The sequence below is a fragment of the Glycomyces buryatensis genome, assembly GCF_004912275.1.
Classification (GTDB): Bacteria; Actinomycetota; Actinomycetes; order Mycobacteriales; family Micromonosporaceae; genus Glycomyces; species Glycomyces buryatensis.
Genome location: NZ_STGY01000066.1, coordinates 11,880 through 27,556, shown reverse-complemented (window position 1 = coordinate 27,556; position 15,677 = coordinate 11,880). Strand labels below are relative to the sequence as shown.

15 protein-coding genes are annotated in these 15,677 nt (G+C 67.8%); 6 read left to right on the top strand and 9 right to left on the bottom strand.

Annotated features, from left to right (window positions below; translation table 11 throughout):
• Nucleotides 1-38 precede the first annotated feature (38 nt).
• The 3 genes from FAB82_RS17665 to FAB82_RS17655 all read right to left on the bottom strand — a co-directional run bounded on the left by FAB82_RS17665 (nucleotide 39) and on the right by FAB82_RS17655 (nucleotide 1,444).
• Complete coding sequence (locus tag FAB82_RS17665) at nucleotides 39-473, bottom strand: DUF5130 family protein (RefSeq protein WP_136535864.1); 435 nt, start codon at nucleotides 471-473, stop codon at nucleotides 39-41.
• A complete protein-coding gene (ctaJ, locus tag FAB82_RS17660; RefSeq protein ID WP_136535863.1) occupies nucleotides 460-723 on the bottom strand; it encodes an aa3-type cytochrome oxidase subunit CtaJ in 264 nt (87 codons plus the stop codon). The genes FAB82_RS17665 and ctaJ overlap by 14 nt, the downstream gene beginning before the upstream one ends.
• Nucleotides 724-901: 178 nt before the next feature.
• The gene (locus FAB82_RS17655) at nucleotides 902-1,444 is read right to left on the bottom strand and encodes an HNH endonuclease (RefSeq protein WP_342799464.1); all 543 of its coding nucleotides are present in this window, start codon (nucleotides 1,442-1,444) and stop codon (nucleotides 902-904) included.
• Nucleotides 1,445-1,707: 263 nt separating this feature from the next.
• On the opposite strand from FAB82_RS17655, the gene FAB82_RS17650 reads away from it, so the two are divergent.
• Together FAB82_RS17650 and FAB82_RS17645 are read left to right on the top strand one after the other, a co-directional pair.
• The gene (locus tag FAB82_RS17650) at nucleotides 1,708-2,703 is read left to right on the top strand and encodes a mechanosensitive ion channel family protein (protein WP_136535861.1); all 996 of its coding nucleotides are present in this window, start codon (nucleotides 1,708-1,710) and stop codon (nucleotides 2,701-2,703) included.
• 78 nt (nucleotides 2,704-2,781) lie between these two features.
• Nucleotides 2,782-3,210, top strand: coding sequence for a globin (locus FAB82_RS17645; RefSeq protein ID WP_136535860.1), 429 nt, complete (start codon nucleotides 2,782-2,784; stop codon nucleotides 3,208-3,210).
• 105 nt (nucleotides 3,211-3,315) lie between these two features.
• On the opposite strand, the gene FAB82_RS17640 is transcribed toward FAB82_RS17645, so the two are convergent.
• The 4 genes from FAB82_RS17640 to ettA form a co-directional block, all read right to left on the bottom strand.
• Nucleotides 3,316-4,068 (bottom strand): type III secretion system chaperone family protein, encoded by a 753-nt coding sequence (locus tag FAB82_RS17640; RefSeq protein WP_136535859.1) that lies wholly within the window; start codon nucleotides 4,066-4,068, stop codon nucleotides 3,316-3,318.
• 332 nt (nucleotides 4,069-4,400) lie between these two features.
• Nucleotides 4,401-4,961 (bottom strand): DUF8185 domain-containing protein, encoded by a 561-nt coding sequence (locus tag FAB82_RS17635; RefSeq protein WP_136535858.1) that lies wholly within the window; start codon nucleotides 4,959-4,961, stop codon nucleotides 4,401-4,403.
• Nucleotides 4,949-5,350 (bottom strand): acyl-CoA thioesterase, encoded by a 402-nt coding sequence (locus tag FAB82_RS17630; protein ID WP_136535857.1) that lies wholly within the window; start codon nucleotides 5,348-5,350, stop codon nucleotides 4,949-4,951. The genes FAB82_RS17635 and FAB82_RS17630 overlap by 13 nt, the downstream gene beginning before the upstream one ends.
• A gap of 2 nt (nucleotides 5,351-5,352) precedes the next feature.
• Nucleotides 5,353-7,032: an energy-dependent translational throttle protein EttA gene (gene ettA, locus FAB82_RS17625; protein ID WP_136535856.1), complete on the bottom strand. Its 1,680-nt coding sequence runs from the start codon at nucleotides 7,030-7,032 to the stop codon at nucleotides 5,353-5,355.
• 153 nt (nucleotides 7,033-7,185) lie between these two features.
• Here ettA and FAB82_RS17620 point away from each other — a divergent pair, with 153 nt between their 5' ends.
• The 3 genes from FAB82_RS17620 to FAB82_RS17610 all read left to right on the top strand — a co-directional run bounded on the left by FAB82_RS17620 (nucleotide 7,186) and on the right by FAB82_RS17610 (nucleotide 13,288).
• Complete coding sequence (locus FAB82_RS17620; protein ID WP_136535855.1) at nucleotides 7,186-8,616, top strand: alpha,alpha-trehalose-phosphate synthase (UDP-forming); 1,431 nt, start codon at nucleotides 7,186-7,188, stop codon at nucleotides 8,614-8,616.
• 63 nt (nucleotides 8,617-8,679) lie between these two features.
• On the top strand, nucleotides 8,680-11,289 hold the full coding sequence (gene otsB / locus FAB82_RS17615; protein ID WP_136535854.1) for a trehalose-phosphatase: 2,610 nt from the start codon (nucleotides 8,680-8,682) through the stop codon (nucleotides 11,287-11,289).
• A 253-nt stretch (nucleotides 11,290-11,542) separates the two neighbouring features.
• The gene (locus FAB82_RS17610; RefSeq protein WP_136535853.1) at nucleotides 11,543-13,288 is read left to right on the top strand and encodes a protein kinase domain-containing protein; all 1,746 of its coding nucleotides are present in this window, start codon (nucleotides 11,543-11,545) and stop codon (nucleotides 13,286-13,288) included.
• 232 nt (nucleotides 13,289-13,520) lie between these two features.
• Here FAB82_RS17610 and FAB82_RS17605 read toward each other — a convergent pair whose 3' ends face one another.
• The gene (locus tag FAB82_RS17605; protein WP_136535852.1) at nucleotides 13,521-13,871 is read right to left on the bottom strand and encodes a hypothetical protein; all 351 of its coding nucleotides are present in this window, start codon (nucleotides 13,869-13,871) and stop codon (nucleotides 13,521-13,523) included.
• Nucleotides 13,872-14,261: 390 nt separating this feature from the next.
• Between FAB82_RS17605 and FAB82_RS17600 the strand changes: the two genes are divergently transcribed.
• Nucleotides 14,262-14,756, top strand: a complete 495-nt coding sequence (locus tag FAB82_RS17600; protein WP_136535851.1) for a DUF3145 family protein — start codon at nucleotides 14,262-14,264, stop codon at nucleotides 14,754-14,756.
• A gap of 167 nt (nucleotides 14,757-14,923) precedes the next feature.
• Here the strand turns inward: FAB82_RS17600 and FAB82_RS17595 are convergent, their stop codons facing one another.
• Nucleotides 14,924-15,568, bottom strand: a complete 645-nt coding sequence (locus FAB82_RS17595; protein WP_136535850.1) for a mycothiol-dependent nitroreductase Rv2466c family protein — start codon at nucleotides 15,566-15,568, stop codon at nucleotides 14,924-14,926.
• Nucleotides 15,569-15,677: the final 109 nt, after the last annotated feature.

Sequence of the window (15,677 nt, the reverse complement as noted above, 5' to 3'; positions counted from 1 at the left end):
TCCGGACCGGCGTGCTTGGTCTTGGTGTTCTTAGCGCCCTACGCGTTCTGGGCGGTCTCGGCCAGCATCCGCAGGCCGGTCATGATGCCGCCGGCCAGCTGACCGGCGCCGAAGGCGGCCTCCATGGAGAACACCACCAGGGCCGCGGAGCGGTCCGGGATCTTCTCCTGGGCGAGCTTGCCGGTGACGACCTCGACGCGACGCTGCTCGGGCGAGACCGCGATGAGCACGGAACTGTCCGGGTCGCTCAGGCGGTCGTGCAGGGTCTCGGCGGCGCCGCGAACCGGGTCGTGGAGCGGTCCGACGTAGACGCTGAAGTGCAGGCCGCCGCCGTTCTGCTCGGCCGCGGACAAGGCCTCGTCCAGGTGCAACAGCTCCGGGACGTCGAAGGGACCGTCCAGGACGGCGGGCCTGAGGCCCTCGGGGCTGTCCGGTGCGCGGTTCGCTTGCACCACTTCGCTACCACTTGCCATGAGCGCCTCCCTTCGGTCCACCGGCGAACGCCTCGCCGCTCTCGGCTGATTCCAATTCCCCGGACGCGTGGCTCGCGGGGGCGCCGACGGCGCCGTCCCGGGCGATGAACCAGACCGGCTTGAAGCTGTAGGGCTCGCCGGGGCGGTAACGGGACTGCGGGCGCGGATGCCGCAGGAAGATCACGGCGAATACCGCGACCACAACCAGGATCGGGGCGCCGAACATAATCAGCAGCTCCTGGAATGTCATGTTGCTCCCCTAATTCAGGTACTGAGGGTGACCTCGGCCCTCAGACTAATCCAAATGCGTCCCAGGCATCCTCGCAGGCGGCAATGAGGTGCGGTTGGTCGCAGACGGAACGAGCCCGCCGATCGCCTTGAACAGGCGGTCGGCGGGCTCATGCGTCCGATAGGTGAAGCGGTGCCGGTCAGTGGACCCTGGAGCGTTCGCGGTGGCCGCGGGGCAGCCAGGCCTCCCACGCCGGGTCGGGGCGCCGCTGACCGCGGAATCCGCGCAGCTGCCAACCCGAGGGGGCCCGCGGGACGCGCGGCAGCCGCCAGCCCATCTCGGCCAGGGTCTTGTCGCTCTTGCGGTGGTTGCACGGAGCACAGGCGGCGACGACGTTGTCCCAGGTGTGCGTGCCACCCTTCGAACGAGGGACGACGTGGTCGATGGTCTCGGCCGTGGAGCCGCAGTACACGCAGTGCCAGTCGTCGCGGACGAAGACGCCGCGCCGCGAGGGGCTGCTTCCGACCTGGCGAGGGATCTTGACGTAGCGGTTGAGACGGACGACAGCGGGGATAGGGATGTTCATGGTCTCACTGCGGAGAAAACCGTCACCTGGGGTGACGGTCTCGGCCTTGCGAGTCAGTAGCAGGACTGCCGCCCGCTTCACTGGCACCACGCACAGCGGTTCATAACTCTGGTTCAGCACCAGCGCGGAGCCGAGCGCTGCGGCGGTTGAGAACAGGTTCCCATGCGCCCCTGGGGAAGAGCCATCGCTATCTAGCGTGCTCCTATGTCGAGGACCTATCACGGTGACATACCTCCAAGCCATCGGTCTCGTCAAGTTTGACCTAAATCTCAGAAAATTGCACCCCGGTTCGATGGGATGTTTGATGACGGGTGAATATCGTCTGGTCGAACAGGTGCCGACGACCGGCCCGGTGCACCGATTCTGGCGCCCTACCGCTGCCGACCGGCGCCTTCGCCGCTGACCGCTAAAGGACCAACGTGGAACTGCTTGCCGCAACCGGAGACGCCTCGCCCTGCGAGGCGGGATTCAACTCCTGCTCGCTGCTTTTGAAGATCACCGACAGCGAGAGCTTCGCCGTCGACGGCGGGGCGGTCCTGGACACGATCTTCCACGTGCTGATGATCATCGCCGCCGCGCTCGTGCTGCGCTGGCTCGTGAACCGATCGATCCACCGGATCATCAAGCAGGTCACGACCACCAAGGGCCCCGCCTCGATCTCCGACCTGGCCGACAGGTTGGCCTCCTCGGCCTCCCGCCGAGAGGGGATCGTCGGCGACCGCTCCTCGCAGCGCGCCGACACCCTCACCGGGGTGCTCCAGCATGTGACCAGCATCATCATCATGTCCGTCGCGTTCATGCTGGTGCTCAGCGTCTTCAACGTGAACCTGGCACCGATCCTGGCCAGCGCCGGCATCGCGGGCATCGCGATCGGCTTCGGCGCGCAGAATCTGGTGCAGGATTATCTGGCGGGGATCTTCATCCTGGTGGAGGACCAGTACGGGGTCGGCGACTTCGTGGACGTGGGCGACGCCACGGGCGAAGTGGTGGACATGGGTTTGCGGGTGACAACGCTGCGGTCGCTCGACGGGACGCTCTGGTACGTGCGCAACGGCCAGATTCTTCGGGTCGGCAACTCCAGTCAGAGCTGGGCGTACGTCGTGGTGGACACGCCGCTGCCGCCGAGCGCGGATGTGGACCGGGTCGGCGAGATCATCACCGGGATCGCGGAGGCGTTCGTCGGGGAGGACGAGTGGCGCGGCCACATTCTGGAGGCGCCGGAGTACCTCGGCGTGGTCGAGGTGACGATCGACGAGATCAAGGTGCGGCTCGGGGTCCGGACCTCCTCGGATCAGCAGTGGGCGGTCGGCCGTGAGCTGCGGCTGCGCATCAGCGAGTCGCTGCGCGAGGCGGAGATCGTCAACACGTCGAGTCGGGTCTACATCCCGCGCGGCACGGGCGGCCCCGCGCAGTAACGGTGATCTGCGGCGCAATCGGTGTGACGCGTACCGGATCGGCTTCCCAGGCGGTCCTGCGGTTGGCACGATGGAGAGATGCCGACTGACAGCCCTCGCAGCGTCGTGCCGCTGACGCCCACCGGACAGCCCGCGCCCACGCAGTCCTTCTACGAGGCCGTGGGCGGCGAGGCGACGTTCAAGCGTCTCACTGACGCCTTCTACGAAGAGGTCGCGGGCGACGAGATCATGCGCCCGCTCTACCCGGAAGAGGACCTGGCCCCCGCGGCCCGGCGCCTCCAGATGTTCCTGGAGCAGTACTGGGGCGGCCCGCACACCTACTCGGAGGAGCGGGGCCATCCGCGGCTGCGAATGCGCCACGCCCCCTTCACGATCGGCGAGCGCGAACGCGACGCCTGGCTGCGCTGCATGCGGTCGGCGATGGACACCGTGGAGCTCGCGCCCGAGTACGACCAGGTCATGTGGGAGTACATGGAGCGCGCGGCAGATTTCATGCGGAACTCTTAGACAAGCATCGGTGGAAGGGCGGGCCGCTAAGCGGCCCGCCCTCCTTTCTCACCGCGACGAATTCGGGCCCGGAAGCAGTGCTTCCGGGCCCGAATTCGTTGCGGTCTACAGCAGTTCGCCTTCGAGCCATTCGACGAAGGTGCCCGAGATAGCGGTGCCGCAGTCGATGAGTTCTTCGAGGAGGGCCGTGGTGATGCCCGGGCGGACGGGGACCTGGATCTCGCCGAAGACCGGCATGGCGCCGGATTCTGTCGGCTCGCCCAGGTAGGCCTTGAGGAAGCGGCGGGTGCGGTTCCACTCGTTCATGGCCGCGTAGCCGCGCTCGGCCCACTCTCGGGGCACCGTCTGGTAGGCGCGGGCGCGCAGTACCAGGATGTCGGAGTCGGGTCCTTCGGCGCGCACCTGCACGATGTGGCGTTCCCAGAGGGCGACGATGCCGCCGTTCTCATCGATCAGGTAGCGGATGTCGAGGTTCTTCAGCGCCGAGACGATCCGGTCGGAGTCCAGCGGGGCGGACTCGTCGCGCGCCTCGGCGGCGATCTGTTCGAGGTCGGTGATGAAGTCAGGGTCGATCTCTTCGAGGTCCTGCTTGATCAGGTGCCACCGTTCGACCTCGGAGATCTGCTCCTCGTCGGGTCCGTAGACCAGTTGCTCGGCGGTGTGCTCGAACTCGTCGGTCTCGGTCTCGACACCGGCGGCCTCGAGGCCGTCGGTGCGAGGACTCGGTACCGCGCTCGGCTGGCTGCCGCGCGCGTGGGCGCGCTCGGCCGTGCCGCCGATCTCGCTGTCGACCTCGGCGACCGGTTCGATCGCCGCTTCCTCTGCATCGCGCTTTCTGCTGCTGCGCCACCATGTCATGGTGTTGTCCGCCTTCCCACCCAAAATGCGAATCACTGGCAGTACTGGGCTTTACGTTGGCATACCTGCTTGACTGGGCAATTGATTGTGTTTCGCGGGCAGTGCCAAGTTACGTCGCGTTGTGGTGAGCAGACTAGGGCTTCGGACCGACATGGCACAACCGTCAACCAATCCTGACCAAAAGTATGAACCCTCGTGCGCCTGTTCGCAGTACCGAACGAGCGACTGTCACCCGTCTCATATGTAGAGGTCGGGAAGGTGTCACAGATTCACTCGGAAGTCGTATTTCCGTCAGAGTGAACGGGTGTCCAGTTTCTGGGACGGCCGGCCCGTCACAGCAGCGGCAGGCCCCGCTCGCGTTCCCAGACGGTCCCGAACGTCGCCGCGAGTCCGAGGCGTCGCCCGGCCCGAACCACCCGAACGGGATCGTCGCCGAGGAAGCCCATTCGCATGAGCGCGGCGATGAGCCGGAACTCGACGTGATGGGTCTTCCCGTCGTGCTCGACGCGGAGCACGACGTGGTCGAGCAGGGCGTCCCGCAGGCGCCGGTCGCCGGTGCCCTGGCCGCGCCGCTCGGCCAGCGCCTCGCCGGCCTGGCGGTCCAGGCGGGCGATCTCGGCGGCCGGAATGGTCTCGATGGTCTCCCACTCCCCCAGCGGCAGTTTGCCGCGCCAGCCGGCCTCCGGGCCGGGTTCGCCGGTCCCCTGTGCCAGGCCCGCGGCACGGTAGACGCCCTCGTCGAGCGCCGAGTCGAGGTCGCGGACGGCGAGCACGCCGATGGGCAGGGTCGCCCACAGCCGGGAGTCCTTGACCAGGACGGGGGCGTCGGGGTCGAGCCGGGCGACGCGGGAGGCGAAGGAGGCGTCGTCGCCGGCGAGGTTCACTCGGTCCATTGCTCCAGGAACGCCCGTTCCTGCTCGGTGACGCGTCTCGGCCGCTGCTCGGCGACGTCGTAGGGGACCATGACGGTCTTGGCCCGCAGGGCGAGCTTGTCGTCGGCGAACAGCTCGTAGGCGAACGTGAAGGACGAGTTCCCGATCCGGTCGACCCAGAGTTCGACCCGGGCGTCGGCCGGGACCACGACGGGCAGCAGGAAGTCGACCTCGTGGCGCGCGACCACGATGCCCTCCCTGAACCCGGGGATCCCGGCGTCCGTCGCCTGGGTGAACATCATCGCGACGCGGGCCTCTTCGAGCAGCACCATGAACTTGTTGTTGTTCACGTGGCCGAACGCGTCCATGTCGGACCAGCGCAGTGCCACGTCGGTGTTGAAGCGGCCCATGGCTAGTCCCGGGTGAGCTTGCGGTGCGTCACGCGGTGCGGGTTGGCGGCGTCGGGGCCGAGGCGCTCGATCTTGTTCTTCTCGTAGGAGTCGAAGTTGCCCTCGAACCAGAACCACTTGGGCTGGCCGTTCTCGTCCTCGCCCTCCCAGGCGAGGATGTGGGTGGCGACCTTGTCCAGGAAGGCCCGGTCGTGGCTGATGACCACGGCGCATCCGGGGAACTCCAGCAGCGCGTTCTCCAGCGAGGAGAGCGTCTCGACGTCCAGGTCGTTGGTGGGCTCGTCGAGCAGGAGGACGTTGCCGCCCTGCTTGAGGGTGAGCGCGAGGTTCAGGCGGTTGCGCTCGCCACCGGAGAGGACCTTGGTGGGCTTCTGCTGGTCGGGGCCCTTGAAGCCGAACGCGGCGATGTAGGCGCGCGAGGGCATCTCGACCTTGCCGACCATGAGGTAGTCGAGGCCGTCCGAGACGGTCTCCCAGACCGACTTGTCGCCGGCGAGGCCGGAGCGGTTCTGGTCGACGTAGGAGATCTCGACGGTCGGGCCGACCTTGACCTCGCCCATGTCGGGCTTCTCCAGGCCGGTGATGGTCTTGAACAGGGTCGTCTTGCCGACGCCGTTCGGGCCGATGATGCCGATGATGCCGTTGCGCGGCAGGGAGAAGTCGAGGCCGTTGATGAGCGTGACGCCGTCGAAGCCCTTGTGGAGGTCGTTGGACTCGATGACGGTCGAGCCCAGGCGCGGGCCCGGCGGGATCTGGATCTCTTCGAAGTCGAGTTTGCGGGTCTTCTCGGCTTCGGCGGCCATCTCCTCGTAGCGGCCGAGGCGGGCCTTGGACTTGGTCTGGCGGCCCTTGGCGTTGGAGCGGACCCATTCGAGTTCGTCCTTGAGGCGCTTCTGAAGCTTGGAGTCCTTGCGGCCCTCCACCTTCATGCGCTCGGCCTTCTTCTCCAGGTAGGTGGAGTAGTTGCCCTCGTAGGGGTAGGTCCGGCCGCGGTCGAGCTCGAGGATCCACTCGGCGACGTTGTCCAGGAAGTACCGGTCGTGCGTGATGGCGATGACGGCGCCGGCGTAGGAGGCCAGGTGGCGCTCCAGCCACAGCACCGACTCGGCGTCGAGGTGGTTGGTGGGCTCGTCCAGCAGCAGCAGGTCGGGCGCTTCGAGCAGCAGCTTGCACAGCGCCACGCGGCGGCGCTCGCCACCGGACAGGTTGGTGACCGGCCAGTCGCCGGGCGGGCAGCGCAGGGCGTCCATCGCCTGCTCGATCTTGGAGTCGATCTCCCAGGCCCCGGCGGCGTCGAGCTCCTCCTGGAGTCGGCCCATCTCCTCCATCAGCTCGTCGGTGTAGTCGGTGGCCATCTCCATGGCGACCTCGTTGTACCGGTCGAGATTGGCCTGGATCGGCGCGATGGCCTCCTGGACGTTCTCCATGACGGTCTTGGACTCGCTCAGTGGCGGCTCCTGCGCCAGCATGCCGACGGTCGCACCGACCGCGAGATTGGCGTCGCCGTTGGAGACCTGGTCCTGACCCGCCATGATCCGCAGCAGGCTCGACTTGCCGGCGCCGTTGGGCCCGACCACGCCGATCTTGGCACCGGGCTGGAAGTACAGGGTGACGTCGTCGAGCACGACCTTGTCGCCGTGCGCCTTCCGCGCCTTTTCCAGGGTGTAGATGAACTGCGCCACGCTGATCCTTCGCACGATTCGGAACTGACCGGTGTCAATGATGTCAAGCCCGCGCCGAACCCGCCAATGCGGGCCGACCCCGGGTCCGGCTACGTCACCGCAACCGGTCGGCAATGTTGCGAGGTTAGGCTTGCGTAAAGGAGGGAATACGAATTGAGCAACGCATCCTTCATTGTCGTAGCCAACCGCCTCCCCGTCGACTCTGTGGTCGACGACGAGGGAAATCGAACCTGGCGCCGATCCCCTGGCGGCCTCGTCACCGCCCTCGAACCAGTACTGCAGGCCAATCAGGGCACGTGGATCGGATGGGCCGGCCGGCCCGGCGCCGCTCCCGAGCCCTTCGAGGCCGACGGCATCAAACTGCTGCCGGTCGAACTGAGCGCCGATGAAGTCGCTCGCTACTACGAGGGCTTCTCGAACGCCTCGCTGTGGCCGCTATACCACGACGCGGTCGAACCGCGGGTTTTCAAGCGCTCCTGGTGGAAGTCCTACCACGACGTCAACGCCCGCTTCGCCGAAGTGTGCGCCGCGGAGGCCGCGCCCGGCGCGGTGGTGTGGATCCAGGACTACCAGCTCCAGCTGGTGCCCGCGATGCTGCGCGAGCGGCGCCCGGACCTGCGCATCGGGTTCTTCCTGCACATCCCGTTCCCGCCGGTGGAGCTGTTCATGCAGCTGCCCCACCGGATGGAGATCCTCAAGGGGCTCCTCGGGGCGGACCTGGTCGGATTCCAGCGGCCGCTGGCCGCGCAGAACTTCCTGGCCCTGACCCGGCACCTCTTGGGCTACCGGCCCCGGGGCCACTATGTCACCGTCGACGACCGTTTGGTGCGCGCCGACGCCTTCCCCATTTCGATCGACACCGCCACCAACGAGGATGTCGCCGGCACCGAGCGGGTCCGCCAGCGCGCCAAGGAGATCCGCACCGAGCTGGGTGAACCGGAGACGGTCATCCTCGGCGTCGACCGCCTCGACTACACCAAGGGCATCGAACAGCGCCTCAAAGCGTTCCGGGAACTGCTCGAGGACGGGCGATTCGAGGTGCCCAGGACCGTCATGGTCCAGGTCGCCACCCCCAGTCGAGAACGGGTCGAGCAGTACCGCAGGCTGCGGGACAAGGTCGAGCGGGAGGTGGGGCGCATCAACGGCGAGTATGGTCAAGTGGGACTCCCGGCGGTCCACTATCTACACCAGTCCTTCGACCGGTACGAACTGGCGGCGCTGTACCAGGCCGCCGACGTCATGGCGGTCACTCCGCTTCGCGACGGCATGAACCTGGTCGCGAAGGAGTACGTGGCGAGCCAGGTCGATAACCGCGGCGCGCTGGTCTTGAGCGAGTTCGCCGGTGCCGCAGGCGATCTGCGGCAGGCGTTCTTGGTGAATCCGCATGATTTGACCGGTTTGAAAGACGGATTTGTGACAGCCGCGAACGCGCCGCTTGACGATAAGATGAAGAGGATGCGTGCGATGAGGCGTTATCTGCGCAAGCACGACGTGAGTCGTTGGGCGCGCAGTTTCCTCACGGCGCTAGGCGTTCCGGAACGCAGCGCGGCGTACAATCCGGGCAGCCCACCCGCCGCCGACTGATACGGGGGCGGAAGGCCGGTAGGCTCACTTTTCCACAACTGACCGGTGTTGGAGTTACGCCATATGACCGCACCAAGCCCAGAGGGATCCGCCTCAGAGGGGTCCGCCCCCGAGGACATGAGTTCCTCCGAGGAGCTCCGCTCGGCCCTTACTTTGCTCGCACGCGTTCCGCAATTGCTGATCGCGTGCGACTACGACGGCACGCTCGCCCCGATAGTGACCGATCCCTCGCAGGCCAAGCCGATACCTGAGTCGGTCTCGGCCCTGCGGACACTCGCGAACCTGCCGCAGACGAAGGTCGCGGTCATCTCCGGTCGCGCCCTGCGCGACCTGGCGACGCTCTCGCGCCTGCCGTCCGAGATCCACCTGGTGGGCTCGCACGGCTCGGAGTTCGACATCGGCTTCACCCGGGCGCTCTCCAGCGAGGACCAGCGGCTGCGCGACAAACTCGTCGCGGAGCTGACGGCCATCGGCGAACGCCACCCGGGCGCCCGGGTGGAGCCCAAACCGGCGGGAGCCGCCCTGCACACCAGGGAGTGCTCGGCCGCAGGCGCCGAGCGCGCCACCGAGGACGTCCGCGAGGGTCCGTCCACTTGGGATGGCGTGCAGACGACGGAGGGCAAGGCCGTCATCGACCTGTCGGTGGTGGCCACCCACAAGGGTGACGCCCTCGACCAGCTCCGCCACCAGCTGGGGGCGTCCGCGGTCCTCTTCCTGGGCGACGACGTGACCGACGAGAATGCGTTTGCGCACCTCCATGGCCCCGACATCGGCGTCCGCGTCGGCTCCGGCCCCACCAGGGCCAGCCACCGCATCGCCGACCCCGAAGACGTCGCGAAGCTCCTGGCCCTCCTGGTCGACGCGCGGCGCTCATGGCTCCAGGGCGAATCGGCCCAGCTCATCGAGCGCCACACCCTCCTGGCCGACGGCGCCAACCACGCGCTGCTCACGCCAGAGGGCCGCCTGACCTGGATGTGCCACCCCAGGCCCGACTCCGGCTCGATCTTCGCCGACCTGCTCGGCGGCGAACACGCCGGCCACTTCACGGTGCAACCGGTCAACGCGGGCATCCCGCTGGGCCAGCGCTACATCTCCGGGACCATGACCGTCGAGACCCGCTGGCCGGGCCTGGCCGTCACCGACTGGCTCGACTCGACGCTGCGGCGCCGGGGCGACGTCAACGCCACCATCCTGGTCCGCGAGATCACCGGGGAGATCCCCGTCAAGATCACCTTCGCGCCGCGCCCCGAATTCGGCCAGCTGCCCGTGCAGCTCCAGCCGGTCGGCGACGACGGCCTGAAGGTCCTCGGCGGCAGGGAGCCCATCAGCCTCCGCTCGCCGGGCGTGGAATGGCACATCGAATACGACGGCCAGTTCTCCTTCGCGACCGCCACCGTCGACCTCGCCCAGATGGGCGGCTCGCTGACGTTGGAGATGCGCGCCGGAATCGACAACCTGGACGACTGGAAGCCACCGGTCAAGGTCCGCCGCCGCACCACCGAGGCGGGCTGGCGCAACTGGTCGGACTCGCTGAAACTGCCGTTGATCGAGCCCGAAATGGTCTCGCGCTCGGCGCTGACGCTGCGGGCCCTCCAGTACCAGCCGACCGGCGCGATCCTCGCCGCCGGGACGACCTCGCTGCCGGAGGAACTCGGCGGGGTCCGCAACTGGGACTACCGGTTCTGCTGGATCCGCGACGCCGCGATGACCGCGAACGCCCTGGTCGACCTCGGCTCGCTCCACGAGGCCGAGGCGTACTTCGAGTACGTCTCCGGCATTCTGGAGCGCACCGCCGGCCACCCGGAGCGGCTCGCCCCGCTCTACGACATCGAAGGCCAGGCGCCCAGCCCCGAGGCCATCATCGAGACCCTGCCCGGCTACGCCGGGGCCAGGCCGGTGCGCATCAACAACGCCGCGTCCAGCCAGGTCCAACTCGACGTCTTCGGTCCCGTCGCCATGCTCATCGAGGACGTCGCCCAACGGCGCGGCCACCTGTCCGACTTCGAGCAGTCGGTCATGTCATCGATGGTCGAGGCGGTCGAGAAGCGCTGGCACGAACCCGACCACGGCATCTGGGAGGCCCGCCAGGCCCCCCGGCACCACGTCTACTCCAAGGTGATGTGCTGGGTGACCGTCGACCGGGCCCTGAAGGTCGCCGAGCAGTTCGGCATGGAGGCCGCACCCACCTGGCCCGAACTGCGCGACGCGATCGCGAAGAACGTGCTGGAGCTGGGCTGGAACGACGACGTCGGCGCCTACACCGCCGCCTACGGGCACGACGACCTCGACGCCGCCTCCCTGTGGGTGGGCCTGTCGGGGCTGCTCAAGCCCGACGACCCGCGCTACCTCAAGACCGTCCTCAAGATCGAGGCCGGACTGCGCAGCGGGCCGACCGTTTACCGCTACCACCGGGACGACGGCCTGCCGGGCACCGAGGGCGGATTCATCATCTGCGCCGCCTGGCTCGCGGAGGCCTACCTCCAGGTGGGGCGCCGCGCCGACGCCGAGGAACTGTTCGAGCAGATCCTCGCCTGCGCCGGACCGACCGGCCTGCTGCCCGAGCAGTGGGACCCGATCGCCGAACGCGGGCTGGGCAACCACCCGCAGGCCTACTCGCACCTGGGTCTGATCCGGGTCGCGAACCTCCTCAACGGCCAGATGGGTAGTCGCTGATCGGGGAGGTCCGCGGTGCCCGAGGATATTTTTCCGCTCCCTAGACGGCCGAATGTCCGCCTACCGAAAGTGGTAAGCGGACGTTCGATAACGACGGGAGCGGGAAAATAGACCGGGCAATGCTCCTCCCCAACCGGCGACCACCCATCTAGGGCGGGCACCACTAACGACACGCTAATCTGTTGGGGACGCACACGCGGCGAAGCTTGCGCGCCGCCACTGCGAACCGCGTCCCCAACAGAAAGCCTCCGCCTTGAGCTCCCCCACCCCGGCCATCCCCGGCTACCGCGACTTCGAGATGGTCGCTCACGGCTCGACCGCGTTCGTCTACCGCGCCGTCCAGGAGCGACTCGACCGGGCCGTGGCCGTCAAGGTCCTGCTCGTGGACGACGACATGACCACCGCCGACTCCGTCGAGAAGGAGCTGGAGGCGACCGTCGCGGTCTCGGGCCACCCCCACATCGTCTCGATCATCGACACCGGCTCCACTGAGGACGGCCGGCCCTACATCGTCATGGAGTACTGCGAGGGCGGTTCGTACTCGGCGATCATGAAGGCGAACGGGCCCCTCGGCATCGACGACGTCATCGACGTCGGCATCAAGATCGGGCTGGCCCTCCAGGCCGCCCACAACGCCGACATCCTCCACCGCGACGTCAAGCCGCAGAACATCCTGCGCGGCCAGTACGGACCGGCGCTGGCGGACTTCGGGATCGCCCGCAGCAGCGCCTCGCTGTCGGCGACGGCCGCGATCGACAAGCTCACCCCGCTCCACGCCTCCCCCGAGGCGCTGCTGCGGACGGCGCAGACCGCTTCGAGCGACCTGTTCAGCCTGGCGTCGAGCATGTGGCACCTGCTGGCGGGCTTCGCGCCGTTCGCCAACCCCGAGGGCGGGACGGACCCCGACACGCACCGGGGCCGCGTCACCTCCGACCAGCCGCCGCCGAAGCTGCCGCGCGAGGACGTCCCGGAGTGGGTCGAGGAGCTGCTGGTGCGCGCGCTCGCGCGCGACCCGGCCCGGCGCCCGGCCTCGTGCCAGGCCTTCGCCGACGAGCTCCAGCGCGGGATGTACGGCAATGGCGTCGGCACGGCCTCGGCGCCTTCGCGGATCGACGACGTCAGCAACGAGGAGACGGTGTACCGCCCCGAGGTCGCCTCGCGGGGCACCAGGGTGCCGCTGGACCCGTTCGCGCCGGTGGGGTCCCAGAGGGGCCCTGAGGGCGGCGGGACGCTCGGGCAGGGCGTGACCGGTGGGAGGACCGACGGGCGCTACACGCTGGGCCAGTCGGTGGACTCGCGTTATGCCTCCCTTGACGGTTCGGCGATGCCGGTGAGCGGCACGCCGCAGGCCAGCGCGCCACCGATCTCGACCGTGCCGTATTCGGCGCCACCGCACGCACCGGTGAGCATGCAGCCGCCGAACACGCCGTGGATGCCGCAGCAGGCCATGCAGCAGGGAGCGCCGCCCCAGCAGGCGCCGCAGCCGGCGTTCGCGCCGCCGGTGATCGGGCGCGAGGGCGAGAGGCAACACAAGTCGCGGCCGATGAAGGCCCCGAAGGCGCCGCCGCGTCCGAGGGAGCGCGGACAGCAGGGCGGCCTGCGGCCGTACGTGATTCTGGGCCTGGTGATCACGGTGGTGCTCGGGGCGGTCATGGGCGGGTGGCTGTGGCTGATCGCGCCGAACAAGACCGAAGAGGACCTGGACCCGGCGCAGCTGGAGGGCGACGGCGCGCCGCAGGACCTGACGATCGAGTCGTGGGCGGACGGGCAGATCACCCTGAGCTGGAGCGCCCCGGCCGAGGACTCGCAGCTGAGCTACACGGTGTTCGTGCAGCGCGTCGGCGACGAGCAGGCCGAGCTGTTGGGCCAGGGGCCGACGACCGAGACGACGATTACGTCGGCGGGACTGAGCCCGGCCGACGAGTACTGCTTCCAGGTGGGCGCGGTGTGGGAGGTCGACCGGGTGCCGATGTCCGACGAGGTCTGCACCGGCGATTAGCCCGTCCGTTTATGCAAGATGGGGACGCAGTACCCGAGGAACTGAATGGTTCTCATACGTACGGACGAGAAAGACCTGTGGAATGGGTCGCAGCGCGCAACCGAATGGCATCGGTAAGGCGTGGGTGCGTCCCGTTCGAATGCGCGCGGGATAGACGGTGATACGACTAGCGGGCAATGAAAAAGCTCCATGCCTCGCATCGCGAGTGCATGGAGCCTTTTACGTTTGGGCCTTAGGCGGCGGCGTCGGCGAGCTCACCGAAGGCACCGGCCTCTTCGAGGGACTTGAGCGTGGTGTCCCAGCCCTGCTCGGCCGGGAGCGTCGACGCGAGGGTCTCCAGCTCGACCTTGATCTTCGCACCGTGACCGGCCTCGGCGAGGGCCTTGATGGCCTCGGCGAAGGCGTCGGTGCCGGTGGCCAGGTGCAGGGTGCGCCCGTCGGTCAGGTTGCGCAGGTAGACGTGCTTCCCGTTGTTGAGCGGGATCAGGTACTTGAACTCACCGAGAACGTTGAGTCCAGCACCGTTCTTTGCCTGCCCGGCCTTGACGGAAGCGCGTGCTGTCTTGGAAGTGTTGGCTGCCACGCCGGTCTCCTCACCATGTAAGACGAAATCTTCGGCCTGACACAGGCAGAGCAGCCCGGAAGACGGGCACTGAACCTGGGTTGGGCCACAAAAGAAAACCGACAGTATGCCGGTCATGCGCAAGTGTAGCTCAGGTGCGGCCTGTGCGAACTAGCACATAGACCAGGTGTGACGCAACGAATCATCGAAAAAGTGAGCGCCCGGAGCGGTTTAAGCCTAGCGCGATGTGTTCGAAGCTGTCAGTATGTAAGTGAGCGGAATAGCGTGCCGGGTTCGAGTTCATCCCTCAACTGACCCGGCCGATAGCCGTTGGACGATTTTTAATCGTCACCAATTGACCACAAGGAGTGAGCCAGTACTCAGATACGCCGATTCCCAAGGAGGTGCGCGATGCAGTCACGCGGCGTGATTTACATCCACTCCAGCCCGTCGGCCGTGTGCCCGCACGTCGAGTGGGCTATCGGACGTGTCCTGGGTTCGGCGACGGTCAAGCTCGGATGGGCGCCGCAGGCGGCCGAGCGCGGCACGATGCGCGCGGAGCGGCCGTGGACGGCCGAGCCGGGCGTCGGCGCCGAGGTCGCGAAGGCCTTGGCGCAGTGGCCGATGCTGCGCTTCGAGGTGACCGAGGACGCCAGCGTCGGGCGCGACGGCGAGCGGATCATGCACGTCCCGGGTCGGGGCGTCTTCCGCGCGGCGATGAGCGCCGGCGGCGGCGTGATGGTCGCCGAGGACCGCATCCGGGCGCTGCTGGCGACCACGACCAGCGCCGAGGCCCTGCGAAGCGGCCTCGACCAGCTGCTGGGCCTCGACTGGGATCGCGAGATCGAGCCCTACCGGCAGGCCGCCGGGGGCGAAGAGCAGTCCTGGCTCTCGCAGGTCGGTTAGACGAATAGGAAGACCGGCCCCGCGCTATTACGCGGGGCCGGTTCCTTTATGTCGATCGCGGGGTCTGCGTCGATCTCGGGGTCTTCACCGTTTGCGGGGCACGCCAAAAGAGGTAGTCCAAGGCGGACCCCTAGGCGAAAGTTTACCCGCGAGGTACGACAGTTCCCTTAGTCAGCGGTCAGGTTCGAGAAATCCGGGCCCTTGGTCCGGGTCCGCTTGAGCTCGTAGAAGCCCGGGGTGGTGGTCACGGCGTAGACGCCGTCCCACAGCTTGGCCGCGGCCTCGCCCTGCGGGGCCGGGGTGACGACCGGGCCGAACAGCCCGACCTTCTCGCCCTCGTCGTTCTCCACCGCCACCACCGGGGTGCCGACGTCGGTGCCGACCAGGCCGATGCCCCTGCCGTGCGAGACGCGCACGGCCTCGTCGTACTCCTCGGTCTTGCCGACCGCGGCGAGCTCGGCCGGGAGGCCGGCATTTTCGAGCGCGGCCGGGATGTACACCGCGGAGTCCTTCTCCCCCGCCAGGTGGATCTGGTTGCCCAGCGCGGTGTAGAGCCTCCCGAGGGTTTCGTTGTCGTACTGCTCCGCCACGGCCGCGGCGACCCGGACCGCCGCACGCGTCTTCGGCATCATCTCGGCGTACTGCTCCGGCAGCTCGTCAAGCCGAGGTTCGTTGAGCACGTAGAGACTCATCACGTTCCATCGAATGTCAAGGTCGCGATATTTCGCCGCCTCGAGGATCCAGCGGGAGGTCATCCACGCCCACGGGCAGGCGGGATCGAACCAGAAATCAACAGTCTTCGTTTCAGCCATGGGAACCAGGTTACGTCGCCAATGTGACGATGCTCCGAATCGCTGGAGTGCCCGCCGCGAAACCGCCATACGGAATAAGCTTGCTGTTGATGCTGGTGAAAACACGACA

What these genes read in the sequence shown, in the direction of transcription:
- FAB82_RS17600 (WP_136535851.1), top strand. Translation starts at nt 14,262, where the DNA reads ATGCAGTCACGCGGCGTGATTTACATCCACTCCAGCCCGTCGGCCGTG.
- FAB82_RS17595 (WP_136535850.1), bottom strand. Translation starts at nt 15,568, where the DNA reads ATGGCTGAAACGAAGACTGTTGATTTCTGGTTCGATCCCGCCTGCCCG.
- FAB82_RS17665 (WP_136535864.1), bottom strand. Translation starts at nt 473, where the DNA reads ATGGCAAGTGGTAGCGAAGTGGTGCAAGCGAACCGCGCACCGGACAGC.
- FAB82_RS17640 (WP_136535859.1), bottom strand. Translation starts at nt 4,068, where the DNA reads ATGACATGGTGGCGCAGCAGCAGAAAGCGCGATGCAGAGGAAGCGGCG.
- ctaJ (WP_136535863.1), bottom strand. Translation starts at nt 723, where the DNA reads ATGACATTCCAGGAGCTGCTGATTATGTTCGGCGCCCCGATCCTGGTT.
- FAB82_RS17630 (WP_136535857.1), bottom strand. Translation starts at nt 5,350, where the DNA reads ATGGGCCGCTTCAACACCGACGTGGCACTGCGCTGGTCCGACATGGAC.
- otsB (WP_136535854.1), top strand. Translation starts at nt 8,680, where the DNA reads ATGACCGCACCAAGCCCAGAGGGATCCGCCTCAGAGGGGTCCGCCCCC.
- FAB82_RS17645 (WP_136535860.1), top strand. Translation starts at nt 2,782, where the DNA reads ATGCCGACTGACAGCCCTCGCAGCGTCGTGCCGCTGACGCCCACCGGA.
- FAB82_RS17635 (WP_136535858.1), bottom strand. Translation starts at nt 4,961, where the DNA reads ATGGACCGAGTGAACCTCGCCGGCGACGACGCCTCCTTCGCCTCCCGC.